The sequence below is a fragment of the Clostridium sp. 001 genome (assembly GCF_019056555.1).
In the GTDB taxonomy this organism is placed as follows: domain Bacteria; phylum Bacillota; class Clostridia; order Clostridiales; family Clostridiaceae; genus Clostridium_B; species Clostridium_B ragsdalei.
In genome coordinates, this window is the sequence record NZ_CP020473.1 from 1,853,428 (window position 1) to 1,867,909 (window position 14,482).

Sequence of the window (14,482 nt, forward strand, 5' to 3'; positions counted from 1 at the left end):
TGAATCCACTTGAAATTATAGCTTGTGTTTAGCACAGTACTCACGCATGTTCAGGGATCCTGTTTCAACCCAGATTGCATTATGTACTATTCTGTCCATGATGGCATCAGCATGAACACCACCACCAAGTCTTGAATGCCAGTCTTCCTGACGGTATTGCGTGCAGAAGATAGTAGATGTTGAATCGTGTCTGCGTTCAATCAGTTCGAAGATGAAATGCTGTTCTTCTTCAGAGATATCTTCAAGTAGCCATTCATCCAAAATTAGCAATCCATAACAGCTATACTTCTTAAGTAGTTTTGCTGAGCCCTTAGTGACTAGAGAAGCCTCATCATGCTCTACTAATAAGTCTGGAAGTCTTATATACCTAGTTTTGATCTGATATTTGCAGGCTTGCCTTCCAAGTGCACATGCAAGATATGTTTTGCCAGAACCGGTAAAGCCTTGAAAAATGACATTTGAATTGTTTCCAATGAACTGGCATGTGGACAATTCTTGAATCACCTGCTTTTCAATACCACGTTCTGAATAATAGATATCATTTACTTCGGCTTTGGGAAGCCTGAACTTTGAAAGCTTCATAAGTCGCTGAATCTTACTGTTATATTTCTCCTGGTAAAGATAATCCATCAGCCTTTGTATGCGTTCATCAAATTGCAGAGTGACACAGTTGATGTCTCGCTGCTGTATTTCCAATGCAGTAATGAGTTCACTAAGATTCAGTTCACGCAGTTTTCGTTTTGTTTCATCGTTAATCATTACTGCTACCTCCGTAATACTCTGCACCACGTACATATCCACCTGTATTTTTCTTGGGTTTTACGGATGCATTTTTATTTTCTAGATAAATCTGGTCTTGATTAGTAGCAAGAATAGATTTAACATGATGATAGCGGGGCGTTTTGACTCTAGTTAGTGCCAACTCGCAGGCAGTTTCCAGACGGGCTTCTGAATAGGTTTTGCTCAAGCGTAAAACGGACAGGGATGGGTTGTATCCCTGTTCTTTTATTTTTACTCCAGCAAATATCCTATCAATAACCTCACCGGTACTGCTTCCGATAGAATAAGCCCGTCGTCTGATTCGTGTATTATCCCATTCAGGTTGTTGGAACTGATCAGGCATGTCTTCAGCGTGTGTTGAATAACGATTGATTACATAATCAGGAAACTTTGTATGGGTAGCAACACGTTCCCTTGATATATATATTTCCAAGTTAGAATCGGTAACTTTTAGGTCTGCTGTTTTACCAACATATTGATAAGGGCAGGAATATCGATTCTTGTTATAGACCACGTGACAGTCAAGATTTACTTTTCTGCCATAAATCCATTCAGCGATTTCATATGGGATGATTGGAAGATTATGAAGATAACTCTTTTCTTCTTCAAAAACTGCCTTTCGGCTTCCCTCACGTTTTTGGAACTTTTGGTTATTAAAGTCCGTAAGGGCATTTGAGACACCCATCTTTAATTCATGAAATGAGTAATAGAGCTTATTACGAAGTTTAGCAATGATGGCAGTTGCTACCTTTCCAACAGTACCTTCTACTGATGCTTTCTGTTTAGGTTTTCTGACTCCGGTTGGCATGATTGCTGTCATGTAATGAGAACCAAGTGCCTCATAATTGTCGTTAAGTATGATATCGCCTTCTTTAGGATGGGATATAACACCAGTTTTGAGATTATCGCAAACAGTACGGATGGTGACACCACCAAAGAATTCATACATGTGAATATGACATCTAAGCCATGTGTCCTGCTTCATATCAAGACAGGGCTCTACATATGAATACTGGCTATATGGAAGTGTAGCAACAAACAGATATACGGTAATCACTTCACCTGTTGTAGCATCAACATAAGACATCCCTGGTCCTGACCAGTCTACTTCTGTGATGACACCTGGCTTGTGATCCAGATGATTAGTCAGTTTGTTTGCAATCGTATAATCACTGTATCCCTCGCAGAATTTAGTGTAGCCCATAGAGATTTCGTTGGAGCTATTACATTTATCACAGTATTCCTGCCAAAGCAGTTTTAATGTAACACCAACTTTCTTCAATTCTTTGTGAACATACTCATAATCAGGATTCCTATACATATTTTCGATGACATGCTTATCCGGATAGAAAATCCGATATACGATTTCCTCATCCATGTCTTTGACAGTATCGAAGGTAATGCCGAGAGAATCAGCGATGTGAAACACATCACTAACAGAGTTTTTAGACATATGCCTGGTAGCTGCAATTGTGTTACGTGACATACGTGCTGCTCGAAGCTCTAGGATGAGCTTCACTTTGATTTTATTGGCCATAAAAAGGCCTCCCTTCTGTAAAATTAGGTAGCTTTTAGCTCCATATTTATTGTACAGAAGATTTATGAATAAGTGGAATCATTCCACGAATGACCTTATAAAAAACAGAGTGGAATCATTATGCGAATAGGTGGCTCTCAATTGCGTATTGATGGCTCCGTGAACGCGAAATAATCAAATTGCAGTTATTTCGTTTTTTTCATCATTTGTCTTACTAAAAAAAGGTTTGTTACCTATCCAATAATTCAAATAATCATATGATGCAGTTATTTCTGAAATAAGTACTTTTTTATCATCACTATACCATTCTCCAATTATTGTTATTTGGCTTGTATATGTTGTAACAGGAAATCCAGGAATTCCAATTTGCTGTTCTATTACTGTACACTTTAATAGTGTAATTTTTTTCCCATTAGCTGTAAAACCATGAATTACATCTAACTGCTTATTATATCCAATGTTCTGTAATCCTTCAAATTTATAAGCTACTCGCAGTTGACAATTTCCATTATCATCAATACTTAGTGTTCCATTTAACTTTTCATCTGGAAATTTTGGTAAAAACCACATTCCCATAATTTTTCTTCCTTTTTCGCTCATTTACATTAATCCTCCTCATATATCTATTGCACATTCATATAAAAATAGTACATTTTAATTATATTACATAAATCCATTTTATTACCATACTTGCAAAATAAGTATTTCTTCTATATAAATGTAATCGCAATTTATATAGGGTGGACTTGTCTTGTAACGCCGACTATATAAGCAATATCTACTATAACCATATATACCTCCGAGTGTTAGAAGCATGTCCACCCTTCCGCCTGTATACTACAAATTGTTTAAAAATATTTTAAAAAGCTATCTAAAACTTCATGCATATAAAGACCTGTGAATGCTCCCCCAAACGCTTGTTTATTTCGCTAAACAATAGATTTGACGACTGTATCAAGCTTGTGACCCTAAAGAATTTACCAAAGGCTCTGCTACAAGCTTGTACTTTCGTTAAATCTCCCTTTGTTTAGCGAAGTAGCACAAGCGAAAGACCCCAGAGGAATACTAGGAAGGGGTGGGACCTGCCTTGCTGCAAAACCTTATATGGACATGTCTTTTTAATGCTTGTACATGAAAGGTTTCTGCAGGGAGCATGTCTCACCCCCATGCACTCTGCCGGATACCCAAATAAAAGACTAGTTAAAATCGTGTATTTCTTTGCTTTTAGAAGGTCCGGATAAAGGAGGAACTTATAAAAACTTAGAAATAATAGATAGGAACCTGTCCTTTTTTGGGTGGCAGTTAAAGTGCCCGAATATATAAAATGTAAATTATATGTAATACCAATTTTACTTGCGTAAGAGTTTATCTTCTTTTACAACCTAGAATCTATATCTAGTTTAGTTGAACTTAATAAATCAGGATTTATTTTTTATCATATGATACTTTCATAATTTGTAGGATTAGTGTTATATATTATTACAAGAGCGGAATTTACTTTGTTACGATATGATTTAATGAATAGAATATTATGTTCGCCTTTGGACTAGCTATTTTTTTGAACGTAGTGAAAAATAATAGCTAGTCCAAAACTTCCATGCGACTGAAAGGAGCCTATTATAGGACTTCGAAGATTTGCTTCCTGGGTTTTGGGGCGGAGAATCCCATTAAATTTTCGTCTATGGCCTAGCTTTTATTCTGAGTATGCGAAGATTTAAAGCTTGGCCATAGCTTCATAATATAACTTAATCTCTATACTCCAATCAAATTTCTACTTTTAAATAAAATATGAAAATGGCGGACATCTAAAGATTCCCTCTTTCTATTTCGAGCAACTTTATATTACTTTCAAGTAATATAACTTTAGTGTTAAGTAAATTTGTACTTATTATAAGCTAATAACAACTTTTTATAATAAATGGCATTAAAACTAGCATTTATCTTATATATAATAATATATTTGCTTTCAAGTAATCAGTCTCCTGTGTTAAGTAAAAGTTACTTTGTTTCAAGTAGATTGAAGATATTGTAAATAATATATTCAATATTAATTTAATAACATTTTTCTCAACTTCTAATCTATTAAAAAAAATAGCCTTATAGCTTCAAATGAATAACTACTTGGCTTCTAATTTTCATAATATATATATTTTATTTATAGTCAATATACGTTTTATCTGCACCTAATTGATACATTATATGGCCTGTACTTTTATTAACATAATATGAATTTCCCCTGTCATCTTGAAATGAATAATAATACTGAGTATTAATTTTATAATTTGTATTAACTATATTAAATGAACCAGTAAAGTGGTTTCCACCCTTTTGTACTACATCCATATAAACCGGAATTAATTTTGTTTGGGCTTCTGCAACCGATAGTGTATTGTCAGACGAACTATCAGCTTTTTTATTAGATAATGTACTTTTAGATGAACTATCAGCTTTTTCACTAGATAAATCATTATTCCCGGCTAATTTATTGCTAGATAATTTTTGTATTGATTGTTCTGCAGTTGATACTTCTTTTTTTAATTTACTATAATCATTAGCTTGATTTTTTAACTTTTCATTTGCCACTAATATTTGTTTTGTCATAGAATCATATGATCTTTTATTCTGAATAAATTGAATAACATTTAAAACAATTAATAATGTAGCTATACATATAATTCCATAAGATAAAATTAGCTTTTTATTTTTCATTTTAAACATACCCACACACCTATCTTCCTTTATATCTATATAATAACATATAGATACTTAAAGCCCAAAAACATATAAAAATTTACATTATATAATTGCTGAAAAGAATGAAAATTTTTAAATTCACTTAACATAAACTTTGTTCCTTCTTTTAACTCAATAATATATTCAATACTAAGCTATATTATTATCAAAAATATTACTTGCCTGTTTCATTACAGTTTTAATTGTATTTTCAAGATCTTCTGAATCCTTTATGCCACTTCTCTTAAGCAGCCTTTTTACTGTTGCCCTTATATTTGCCTGAACATCTTCCCTGTTTGTCCAATCAACAGCATTTTGAGTTTTCTCTCTTATTATCCTAACTAAGTTCTTTGCTATCTCTTTTGTCTTTTCATCCTGCAAAATAGCTTCATGGCCTTGTTTTACAATATCATAAAATGCTATTTCTTCCTCTGTCATATCCATTTGTGCTGCTCTTTTATCTTCCTTTTGCATTTCCTTTGCCATATCCACTAAGTTTTTAATAATTTCAGCTGAAGTTAGTGCCCTATTGTGATACTGATTTATCATGTTTTCAAGCATGTCCTTAAAGGATTTATATTTAACTTCATTTTTCTTTTGCTTAACTTTTATCTCATCATTCAATAATTTTCTCAAAAGCTCAATTTGAAGATTTTCATTTTCCCTGCCGCTCATTTTATCCAAAAACTCTTCACTTAAAATTGATAAGTCGGGATTTTTTAGGCCGGCCTCTGCAAATATATCTATAGGTTTCTCTGATGCTCCTACACCCTCTGATACTATTTGTTTTATTGCCGTATCCAGTTCTTCCATAGTTTGGCCTTTTGGCGGTGTATATTTAACCACATTATTTCTAACAGCAAGCATATACGCTATATCACTTCTAAAAGCATTGCTTCTTTCATCATGAGCAACTAGTGCATATGCCTTTTTTAATTCTGCACTATGTTTCAAAAATCTCATTTTCACTTCTTCTGAATAGTTTATTATATCCATACCTTTTTTTAATAAATTTAGTTTCTTATCTGGCTCCTGGTTTTCCCAGTTGGATATTAATAACTTGTGGAAAAATGCTTTGCAAATATCATGCTTTTCTTTCATTAATCTAAGTGCTTTATCTATTGGAAAAGCAGCTGCCTCATTTCCACCTGTACTTTGTGTGTAATGCTCCAAAGCCTTCTTTAAATCCTCAGCTATTCCTATAAAATCTACTACTAATCCTGCCGGTTTATCTTTAAATACCCTATTTACTCTAGCAATAGTCTGCATTAGGTTGTGACCTTTCATTGGCTTGTCTATATACATAGTATGAACCGGAGGAGCATCAAATCCAGTTAACCACATATCTCTAACAATAACTAGTTTTAAAGGATCATCAGGATCTTTCATCCTTCCCTCTATTTCTTTCATCTGTGTTTTACTTAAAAGATGCGGTGCAAAATTTTCAGGATCTTTTGATACATTGCCAGACATTATTATTTTTATAGCACCCTTGTCCAAGTCATCAGAGTGCCACGAGGGTCTTAATTTTATTATCTTATCATATAAATCAACGCAAATCCTTCTACTCATGCAAACTATCATGCCTTTTCCATCTAAGGTTTCCAGTCTTTTTTCAAAATGATTTACAATCTCTTTTGCTATTATATCCAATCTTTCAGAAGTACCTACTAAAGCCTCCAGGGCTGCCCACTTGGATTTCAATTTATTCTTTGTGTTTTCCTCTTCATTTTCGGTTACTTCTTCAAAATCCATGTCAATATCGTTATTTTCAAGTTTTAACTTAACTACTTTGGATTCATAAAAAATTGGCACAGTAGCATTATCCAAAACTGCCTGTTTCATATCATAAATGGAAATATAATCGCCAAACACTTGAAGTGTAGATTTGTCCTCAAAATCTATTGGAGTTCCTGTAAAGCCAATAAAACTAGCATTAGGAAGTCCTTGCCTTATATTTTTAGCAAAACCATCTAAAAAATCATAATTGCTTCTATGTGCCTCATCACACATAACAATTATATTGCTTCTATCTGACAATAGTGGATACTCACTGCCCCTTGTTATAGCCTTTTTCATTTTCTTATTTACATCTAATCCTTCTATATTTTCTTTATCCGTTTGGAACTTCTGAATAGTTGTAAATATAATTCCACCAGCTGCAAGAGTATGTATTTTTTCTTTTAAATCTTCTACACTATCTGCTTGCACGGGATAAGGTATCAAATCACTTGCATTGCAGAAAGTTTCGTATAATTGATCGTCAAGATCATTTCTATCAGTTATAACTACTATAGTTGGATTATTTAATGCTTTTTCCCTAATAACCTTTCCCGTATAAAATACCATAGACAAGCTTTTACCTGACCCTTGAGTATGCCAGTAAGTTCCTATCTTTCTATCTCCATTTTCACCTGCAGCTCTTAAAGTTTCTGTAATAGCATCACTTACACCATAATACTGATGGTACATAGCTATTTTCTTTACAATTATTTTTTTCTTTTCTTTCTTATTTGAAACTATTTTCTTCTTCTTTTTATTTTTAACTACAGCACTTCCATCTTCAAAAGTAATAAAGTTTCTTATAATATCAAGCAATCTTTCTTTATCAAACATACCCTTTATAAGTACTTCCAGAGCTGTTTTTTCTTTTTCTATGTTTCCAGTATCAATAGATTTCCAGGCAGAATATCTTTCAAAATTTGCAGTTAAGGTGCCTGCCTTTGCTTCTGTAGAATCAGAAACAACACATATTTCATTATAATAAAATATATCTGGTATATCTTTTTTATAAAGATTAATCTGCCTGTAAGCTCCTTCTATAGTTGCATTTTCATCCAATGGATTTTTAAGTTCAAATAAACCTATAGGTAACCCATTAACATATACAAGGATATCTGGAATTCTAGGGGTATTAGGTCCTTTTATAGTTACTTGATTGCAGACAATAAATGAGTTATTTTCCGGATTGATATAGTCAAACACATTAACTATATCCCCAACTTCTTCTCCGCTTTTATCATTATAGGTAACCTTTACACCTTCTCTAATTAATTTATGGATATCCTTATTATTATTTTCTATTGTAGGATAGTTAAAAGTTTTTAAGGCTTCATAAGCTTCTTGTATACATTCACCTTTAACATTAGGATTAATTTTCTTTAAACTATCCATTAGAACTTTATTTAAAACTACTTCTATAGTATCTTTTCTATCTTCAGCAGATATTTTGCTGCCGTAAATATAATCATAACCCAAGTCTTTAAACCACTTGATAGCTGCTTGTTCCACTAGAGATTCAAACTGAGAGTTAATAGCCATTTTTGCCACTCCTTGTCACTTTATGTTTATATATTATAATTTTACCACGTTTTCCTAAGGAAGTATGACTTTTCTCTGCTGCTTATATTTTAATTTATCCGTTTATATATAGTTTGATTACTTACTCGTAGAAGATCTGCAACCTCTGTTAGATTTAAAACATCTGGTTTATCTTCCGATTTTATATCTTCTAAGCTCTTACTAAACTCTTGAAGCATCATTACATCTTCACTATCTAGTACCATTTCTCCACATTCTGGACATACATACGCACTTATATCATTTACAGTAACCTTATAATTACCCCACCCTGTATTAATTGCAGTGACTTTCTTTTCCATTTCATGATTACAAATATAGCATTTCATACTCATTATTTATGCATCTCCCTTCTTTTTAAAACATTTCCGATGCATTCCCATACTTCGTCCTCTATTTTTTGATGTGTAATGGAAAAGCCATACTTTTCTAAGGAAGTATGGCTTTTATCTATCATTTCTAATCCGCTTTTCTATTTTTGAAGTATCATTACATAATTAACTATAATATTCAACAACTAATTTATTATCTTCCTGCATTTTAGCTTTAATCACATGCAAAATATACATTAATACCATCAATGCTCTTAAAATCCTTATCGTCTGTAATAAAGTTATTTATTCCCATATCTTTTAAATGATCAATGACAACATAGTCAAATACATCACAACTATTATTAGTTATATTCTCTACAAAATTATTAATATCATCTTCATTTAGATCTATTACTTTAATCTGTCCTTCGTATGAAGAATTTATTTGTAGTAATATTGTTTCTATTTCATTCTTATATTTTATACGTTCTTCTTCCATATTTCTAAAATCTTTTTTCTTAATATGAGTAGTATTTATTGCCTTATATATCTTAAACTCACTATTTTCTACCACATGTATTAACTCAGTAATGTTAAACATTGTAGTCACTAATGTATTCCCATTTTCCAACAATTTTTCAACAAAATTAGGATATTTAGTTACTTGATATGGATGAACCCTTAAATTAGGATCACTTGCTTTAGAATAATGTGTCCAATATAAAACATTTGTATCTAATGCAAAAATATCTTTTGTATCAATCTTTGAAACATCCAGTGTATCAATATTATACTCATTTGATGGCAACTTTATCACTCCTACATATCTTTACTCTTCAGGATTTTTTATTACTTCCAATATTTTCCTTTCAATTTCTTTATTAGGCTTGTATTTTTCTACTGCATTCTTATATGAACTTTCATAAGTGCTTTGTCCTAAAGGTGAAAGGTTAATTAATGATATTTTTTCATTGTACTTGTCTGGACCAAATGCTGAAATAATATATCCTGTACTAAAATTAAAAAATAAAGTTGTAAACTTAGTTATCCCAGAAAAATCCAGTACTATCTTACCATCATTAGAAAAACATTCTTCAATTTTTTTTCTTAATATAAGTGCTTTTTCTTGCGAAAATGCATTTTTAATAAACTCATTTACAATAATAGTTTTCACTCTTATACCTCCTGATTATTCTCCTACTATGTATATATGATCACTATCTGCAATAATATTAATTATTATTAATGTTCCCATTATTGGATATTCTAAATCAATATATTTTCTTCCTATATTATTAATTATACAACAAATGTTATCTGTATATATAGACATTGTTCCCTTATTTAATTTAATAAATTGTTCGAGTCTGCTAAGACCTAAGCCTCTCTTTATCAGTTCATCCTCGATAGTTGACTTTCCTTCGGTTAAAGCCCATTCTACACACTCTCTTGATGTCATACTACTATCTATATGATTTCTGACATTATTAGCTATACCTATTCCCATATCATATATGGAAAATATTAATTGTTTCTTCTTATCCATCCAATACCCAGATGAAAATACACCAATTGGGCTCTTTGCATGATATAATGAATTTTGATATACTTCATAAAAATATGATGAAAGTATATCTTTTGCTTCTTCCGTTATTTCTATTGGAGCTAATCTCATAATTTTATCCGTATAATTTTCCATCATATCTTCATTAGATATTTTCCCAAATTTAATAGCATGACTAGTTGAATATTGAGCGTCACATTTTGTAAAATATTCATAAATTCCAACTTGTTTCATAAATTTAAAAATTGGATTATTAGTTTCATTTTGAAATTCAAATTTCACATATTTATTTTTTATTTTTGCATAAACACACAATGTTCCTATAATTACTGCTACTGCTGCATTTATAAATTCTGATTCGGTAAAATTTAAAACTAACTTTTCATAATCTCCTAATAAAAAATCATTCTGTATTTTTATTAACTTTGAAATATCAGTAGGATTAGGATTAATATTATAATTAATTTCTATAATCAATTCTTTATCAATAGCAGACACCTTCATTTCTTTAAAAATTACTTGATTTTACTACATTTAAAATTTTTCTCTTCAATACGGACACTGCAATATAGTATATCTATCTCCATCATATGGAAGAAAAATTTCACATTACTTATAGTCCCCCATAAATTCTTTATAGTTTTATTTCTCCTGAAATAAGCTTTGGTAATAATGCATCTCTTATCTGTCGTAATTCTATATTTTCCATGCTATTATTATAGATACTATTGTCTAATGGTTTTACCAATTTATTAAATCTTTTTATAACATCCATACTCGGTACAATTATTTTATAATTTTGAATATCAGACTTCTTTATTGAAGAAAAAACTGTACCACTCTCATACCTATTCCACTTAATATTTTTTAATAAATAATAGATGAAATTATTACCATATAATTCGCTCTTTATAGAAGCAACTCCTCTCCCAATACAACAAGATTCAATTGCTATATTAAGACTACCCACAGGAGCTCTTACACTTAGTAGAATATCTCCTTTTTCTGCTACTTTCTTAGGATCACTACAATATGTAGTAACCAAAGGAAATCTTTCCGTAAAATCTCTAATTCCTTGATAGAAGGGTAATCCATTACTTTCATCATTGTAAGTCTCTGAACTTGGTGACTGCCCCATATTAATTTGGCAAATACTTTTTAGTTCTTTAGTTTTCCATTCCTTAGGTATCATTCCCAATTCACTTTCTTCAAACCCTCCACCTTTAAAGGGTTCAAAGTCAACAAACCAGGATTTAAAAATAGCTTGTGCTATTTCTTCTAAGGTTTTATTCATTTCATTGTTGAGTTCAATTTTATCATCTAATGAGGAAAGTATTGATACAATTTTTCGTTGTTCTTCTATTTCAGGTATTTTTACCTTAAATTTTCTTAAAATATCAGTTTTCAAATTTTGAAATACTGTACCATTTGCATACCCAACTATTCTTTCTCTTTCATTAATTAGTAAGTAATACATATATTCTTTTAATATTCCTTTAAATTCTCTTAATAATAACCATCCATCATGTATACATGCATCTATTTTCATAATTTTAGGTAATCCTGGCGTAGCACTATTTGAAAGTATTAAATCTCCTTTAGTAACTTCAACACTTTTGTTTCTTCCTAATTCAATTATTTTATCACCAGTCCTTGTAATATATCTAGAATCAGATGCTGTTGCATCCGAAATTTTGACCCATGGTATTACCCCATCTGGTTTTATAAAGTCTTTTATTGGTCTTGGTGATGCACCTCTTCTTATTGAGCATAAGTCCTCAATCAAAAACTCTTTCCAATTATTCTCCATACCCAAGTTCCTCCAAGTTCTTCTTAATAACTTCATCAAGCTTTACACTTTCCTTCATCTGGGCATAAAGCTTTTCCGTTAACTCCGTCATTTTTTCTTCAAAAGGAACTCCATCATCCTCTGCTTCTTCAATACCAACATACCTTCCTGGTGCTAGTACATAATCATTTTCAGCTATAGTTTCTCTATCAACTTCTGCACAAAAACCCTGTACATCTTCATAACCTTTGCCTTTTCTCCAGTTATGATATGTATCTGCTATGTTTTTAATATCTTCATCCGTTAGTTTTCTTAAAACCCTATCAAGCATTGTTCCCATCTTTCTTGCATCTATAAATAACACTTTATCTGTGGTTCTTCCTTTTCTCATAAACCATAAACAAGCTGGAATCTGTGTCGTAAAGAATAACTGATGAGGAAGTGCCACCATACAATCTACTACATTTCCTTTTTCTATCATTCCTTTTCTTATTTCAAGGTTTGCACTTTGAGATGTAGTCATAGAACCATTGGCGAGTACTATACCAGCTGCACCCTCGCTGTCTAAGTGATATAAAAAGTTTTGCAGCCAAGTATAGTTTGCATCATTTTCCGGTGCTAGTCCATAGGCCCACCTAGCATCTCCTTTTGTTCTATCTGCTCCCCACAATTTATCATTAAAAGGTGGATTTGCAAGAACATACTGTGCTCTTAAATCCTTAAATTGATCATCTATATATGTATTTCCATACCTAATATCACCGCTTAATCCTCTAATTGCAAGATTCATTTTACAAAGTTTAAGTGTCGTAGGATTTGATTCCTGTCCATAAATAGAAATGTTCTTTCTCTGCCCTTTATGTGCCTGAAGAAATTTCATGCTTTGAACAAACATACCACCTGAACCACAACAGCCATCATAGACCCTACCATTTAGAGGCTCTATCATTTCTACAAGTAGTCTAACAACAGAATCAGGGGTAAAGAATTCACCACCGCCTTTTCCTTCCTGCTGTGCAAACTTTCCTAAGAAATATTCATATACTCTGCCTAATATATCCATTTCATCATTTTTATTGTACAGCTCAATACTTCCTATGGTTTTAATAATTTCTCCTAAAGTATGTGAATCAAGTGGAGCTCTTGTATATACTTTATTAAGTACACCTTTTAATTGCTTTGGATTTTCTTTTTCTATAAGTTCCATGGCATTATCTATAATTTTACCAATATCAGATTGAGTCGCATTTTTTAGTATGTAACTAAATCTTGCTTTTTCTGGAACATAAAAAATGTTTTGAGATGTATATTCATCTTTATCTTCTAATATTTCAATTCCATCTTCTTCACTGTCACAATAGTAATCATCATTTTTGGGATCTTTAATCATTTCTCCTAATTCTTTATATCTATACTCAAATGAATCAGAAATATATTTTAAAAATATAAGTCCTAAAACAATATGCTTGTATTCTGCACTTTCCATATTATTTCTTAGTCTATCACATGTTGACCATAATTTTGCTGCAAAGTCTAACGAACCATCATTTGTTTGTGCCACTCTAATTTCCTCCTATTTTTCAAGTCAATCTATTAAATATATTTATATTTTATCATATTTTTTACTTTTCTTACTCAGATAAGCTACCTTTTTAGTCAACAAAGTTAAATAACTGCAATTATAAGATTCATGAGAGATACGACCTGTTTCTGGGTAGCTGAAGGCTGTCCATTTGCATCTGTATATTTAAATGGTTACTTTAAATGGACAAGTATATTTAAAAACATTATAATTTATTTATGGTTGCTAAATTGAAAGGGTTAGTGTTATGTGTATTAGAAAGCTTAAAGATAATACGAATGAAGTTCAGGTTGTAGGAAACCTTGAACAAAAGTATATAAATATGGCTAATTCAAATGTACCTTCTGGAGAAGTTAGAATGAACCCAGGTGCTATTAAACATATAAAAAAGAAACATCCTGATGATTTTAAAAAATATTTTCAAAACATTCCTGAGATAATTGAAAGTCCTGATTATGTAGGACAAAATCCTAAAGAAAAAGATAGTATAGAGTTAGTTAAAGTTATAGATGGCGATGTGTTAGTAGCAGTAAAATTAGATCCATCCGGCCATCTTTATTTTTCCAGTATGTATTTGTTAGCACCTTCAAAAGTTCCTAAAAGATTGAAAAGTGGAAGATTGAAAAAAGTTAATCCATAAAACTGATATTGATAATTTATTTTTTATTGTGTATAATAAACTTAAAACAAGTTGAATATATTATTATAAAGGATTGTATGAGGATCGGAAAGGTTCCCGACACGCTGCCTTTAAAAAGGTAGTTACCAGGTATGCAGGATATGCCGCCCTGCCATCAATCTGAGAGATATAAAGAAAGCCTAC

The 14,482-nt window shown here is 31.6% G+C and carries 12 protein-coding genes; 1 reads left to right on the forward strand and 11 read right to left on the reverse strand.

What is annotated here, in order from left to right:
• Window positions 1-15: 15 nt before the first annotated feature.
• From B5S50_RS08470 to B5S50_RS08520, 11 genes are all read right to left on the reverse strand, one after another.
• Window positions 16-759: an ATP-binding protein gene (locus B5S50_RS08470; protein ID WP_217301826.1), complete on the reverse strand. Its 744-nt coding sequence runs from the start codon at window positions 757-759 to the stop codon at window positions 16-18.
• Window positions 752-2,317, reverse strand: coding sequence for an IS21 family transposase (istA, locus tag B5S50_RS08475; RefSeq protein WP_217301825.1), 1,566 nt, complete (start codon window positions 2,315-2,317; stop codon window positions 752-754). Before istA ends, B5S50_RS08470 begins: the two co-directional genes overlap by 8 nt.
• A 174-nt stretch (window positions 2,318-2,491) precedes the next feature.
• On the reverse strand, window positions 2,492-2,917 hold the full coding sequence (locus B5S50_RS08480; protein WP_217303584.1) for a hypothetical protein: 426 nt from the start codon (window positions 2,915-2,917) through the stop codon (window positions 2,492-2,494).
• 1,551 nt (window positions 2,918-4,468) lie between these two features.
• Window positions 4,469-5,041 carry a hypothetical protein gene (locus tag B5S50_RS08485; protein ID WP_217303585.1) on the reverse strand — a complete coding sequence of 191 codons (573 nt, stop codon included), beginning with the start codon at window positions 5,039-5,041 and terminating at the stop codon, window positions 4,469-4,471.
• A 159-nt stretch (window positions 5,042-5,200) separates the two neighbouring features.
• Entirely contained in the window at window positions 5,201-8,371 is a 3,171-nt protein-coding gene (locus B5S50_RS08490) for a type I restriction endonuclease subunit R (RefSeq protein ID WP_217303586.1), read from the reverse strand.
• 89 nt (window positions 8,372-8,460) lie between these two features.
• Window positions 8,461-8,745 carry a YgiT-type zinc finger protein gene (locus B5S50_RS08495; protein WP_217303587.1) on the reverse strand — a complete coding sequence of 95 codons (285 nt, stop codon included), beginning with the start codon at window positions 8,743-8,745 and terminating at the stop codon, window positions 8,461-8,463.
• A 211-nt stretch (window positions 8,746-8,956) separates the two neighbouring features.
• Window positions 8,957-9,532 (reverse strand): PIN domain-containing protein, encoded by a 576-nt coding sequence (locus B5S50_RS08500; RefSeq protein WP_217303588.1) that lies wholly within the window; start codon window positions 9,530-9,532, stop codon window positions 8,957-8,959.
• A 21-nt stretch (window positions 9,533-9,553) separates the two neighbouring features.
• Window positions 9,554-9,898, reverse strand: coding sequence for an STAS-like domain-containing protein (locus B5S50_RS08505; RefSeq protein ID WP_217303589.1), 345 nt, complete (start codon window positions 9,896-9,898; stop codon window positions 9,554-9,556).
• Window positions 9,899-9,913: 15 nt separating this feature from the next.
• Window positions 9,914-10,792 carry a hypothetical protein gene (locus B5S50_RS08510; RefSeq protein WP_217303590.1) on the reverse strand — a complete coding sequence of 293 codons (879 nt, stop codon included), beginning with the start codon at window positions 10,790-10,792 and terminating at the stop codon, window positions 9,914-9,916.
• A gap of 130 nt (window positions 10,793-10,922) precedes the next feature.
• Window positions 10,923-12,098 carry a restriction endonuclease subunit S gene (locus B5S50_RS08515; protein ID WP_217303591.1) on the reverse strand — a complete coding sequence of 392 codons (1,176 nt, stop codon included), beginning with the start codon at window positions 12,096-12,098 and terminating at the stop codon, window positions 10,923-10,925.
• Window positions 12,088-13,638 carry a class I SAM-dependent DNA methyltransferase gene (locus B5S50_RS08520; RefSeq protein ID WP_217303592.1) on the reverse strand — a complete coding sequence of 517 codons (1,551 nt, stop codon included), beginning with the start codon at window positions 13,636-13,638 and terminating at the stop codon, window positions 12,088-12,090. The genes B5S50_RS08515 and B5S50_RS08520 overlap by 11 nt, the downstream gene beginning before the upstream one ends.
• A gap of 268 nt (window positions 13,639-13,906) precedes the next feature.
• Between B5S50_RS08520 and B5S50_RS08525 the strand changes: the two genes are divergently transcribed.
• On the forward strand, window positions 13,907-14,299 hold the full coding sequence (locus B5S50_RS08525) for a PBECR2 nuclease fold domain-containing protein (protein ID WP_217303593.1): 393 nt from the start codon (window positions 13,907-13,909) through the stop codon (window positions 14,297-14,299).
• The last annotated feature ends 183 nt before the right edge of the window (window positions 14,300-14,482 follow it).

Excerpts from the sequence above, each read along its gene's own strand:
- istA (WP_217301825.1), bottom strand. The coding sequence starts at position 2,317 with ATGGCCAATAAAATCAAAGTGAAGCTCATCCTAGAGCTTCGAGCAGCA.
- B5S50_RS08510 (WP_217303590.1), bottom strand. The coding sequence starts at position 10,792 with ATGAAGGTGTCTGCTATTGATAAAGAATTGATTATAGAAATTAATTAT.
- B5S50_RS08515 (WP_217303591.1), bottom strand. The coding sequence starts at position 12,098 with ATGGAGAATAATTGGAAAGAGTTTTTGATTGAGGACTTATGCTCAATA.
- B5S50_RS08480 (WP_217303584.1), bottom strand. The coding sequence starts at position 2,917 with ATGAGCGAAAAAGGAAGAAAAATTATGGGAATGTGGTTTTTACCAAAA.
- B5S50_RS08495 (WP_217303587.1), bottom strand. The coding sequence starts at position 8,745 with ATGAGTATGAAATGCTATATTTGTAATCATGAAATGGAAAAGAAAGTC.
- B5S50_RS08525 (WP_217303593.1), top strand. The coding sequence starts at position 13,907 with ATGTGTATTAGAAAGCTTAAAGATAATACGAATGAAGTTCAGGTTGTA.
- B5S50_RS08470 (WP_217301826.1), bottom strand. The coding sequence starts at position 759 with ATGATTAACGATGAAACAAAACGAAAACTGCGTGAACTGAATCTTAGT.
- B5S50_RS08490 (WP_217303586.1), bottom strand. The coding sequence starts at position 8,371 with ATGGCTATTAACTCTCAGTTTGAATCTCTAGTGGAACAAGCAGCTATC.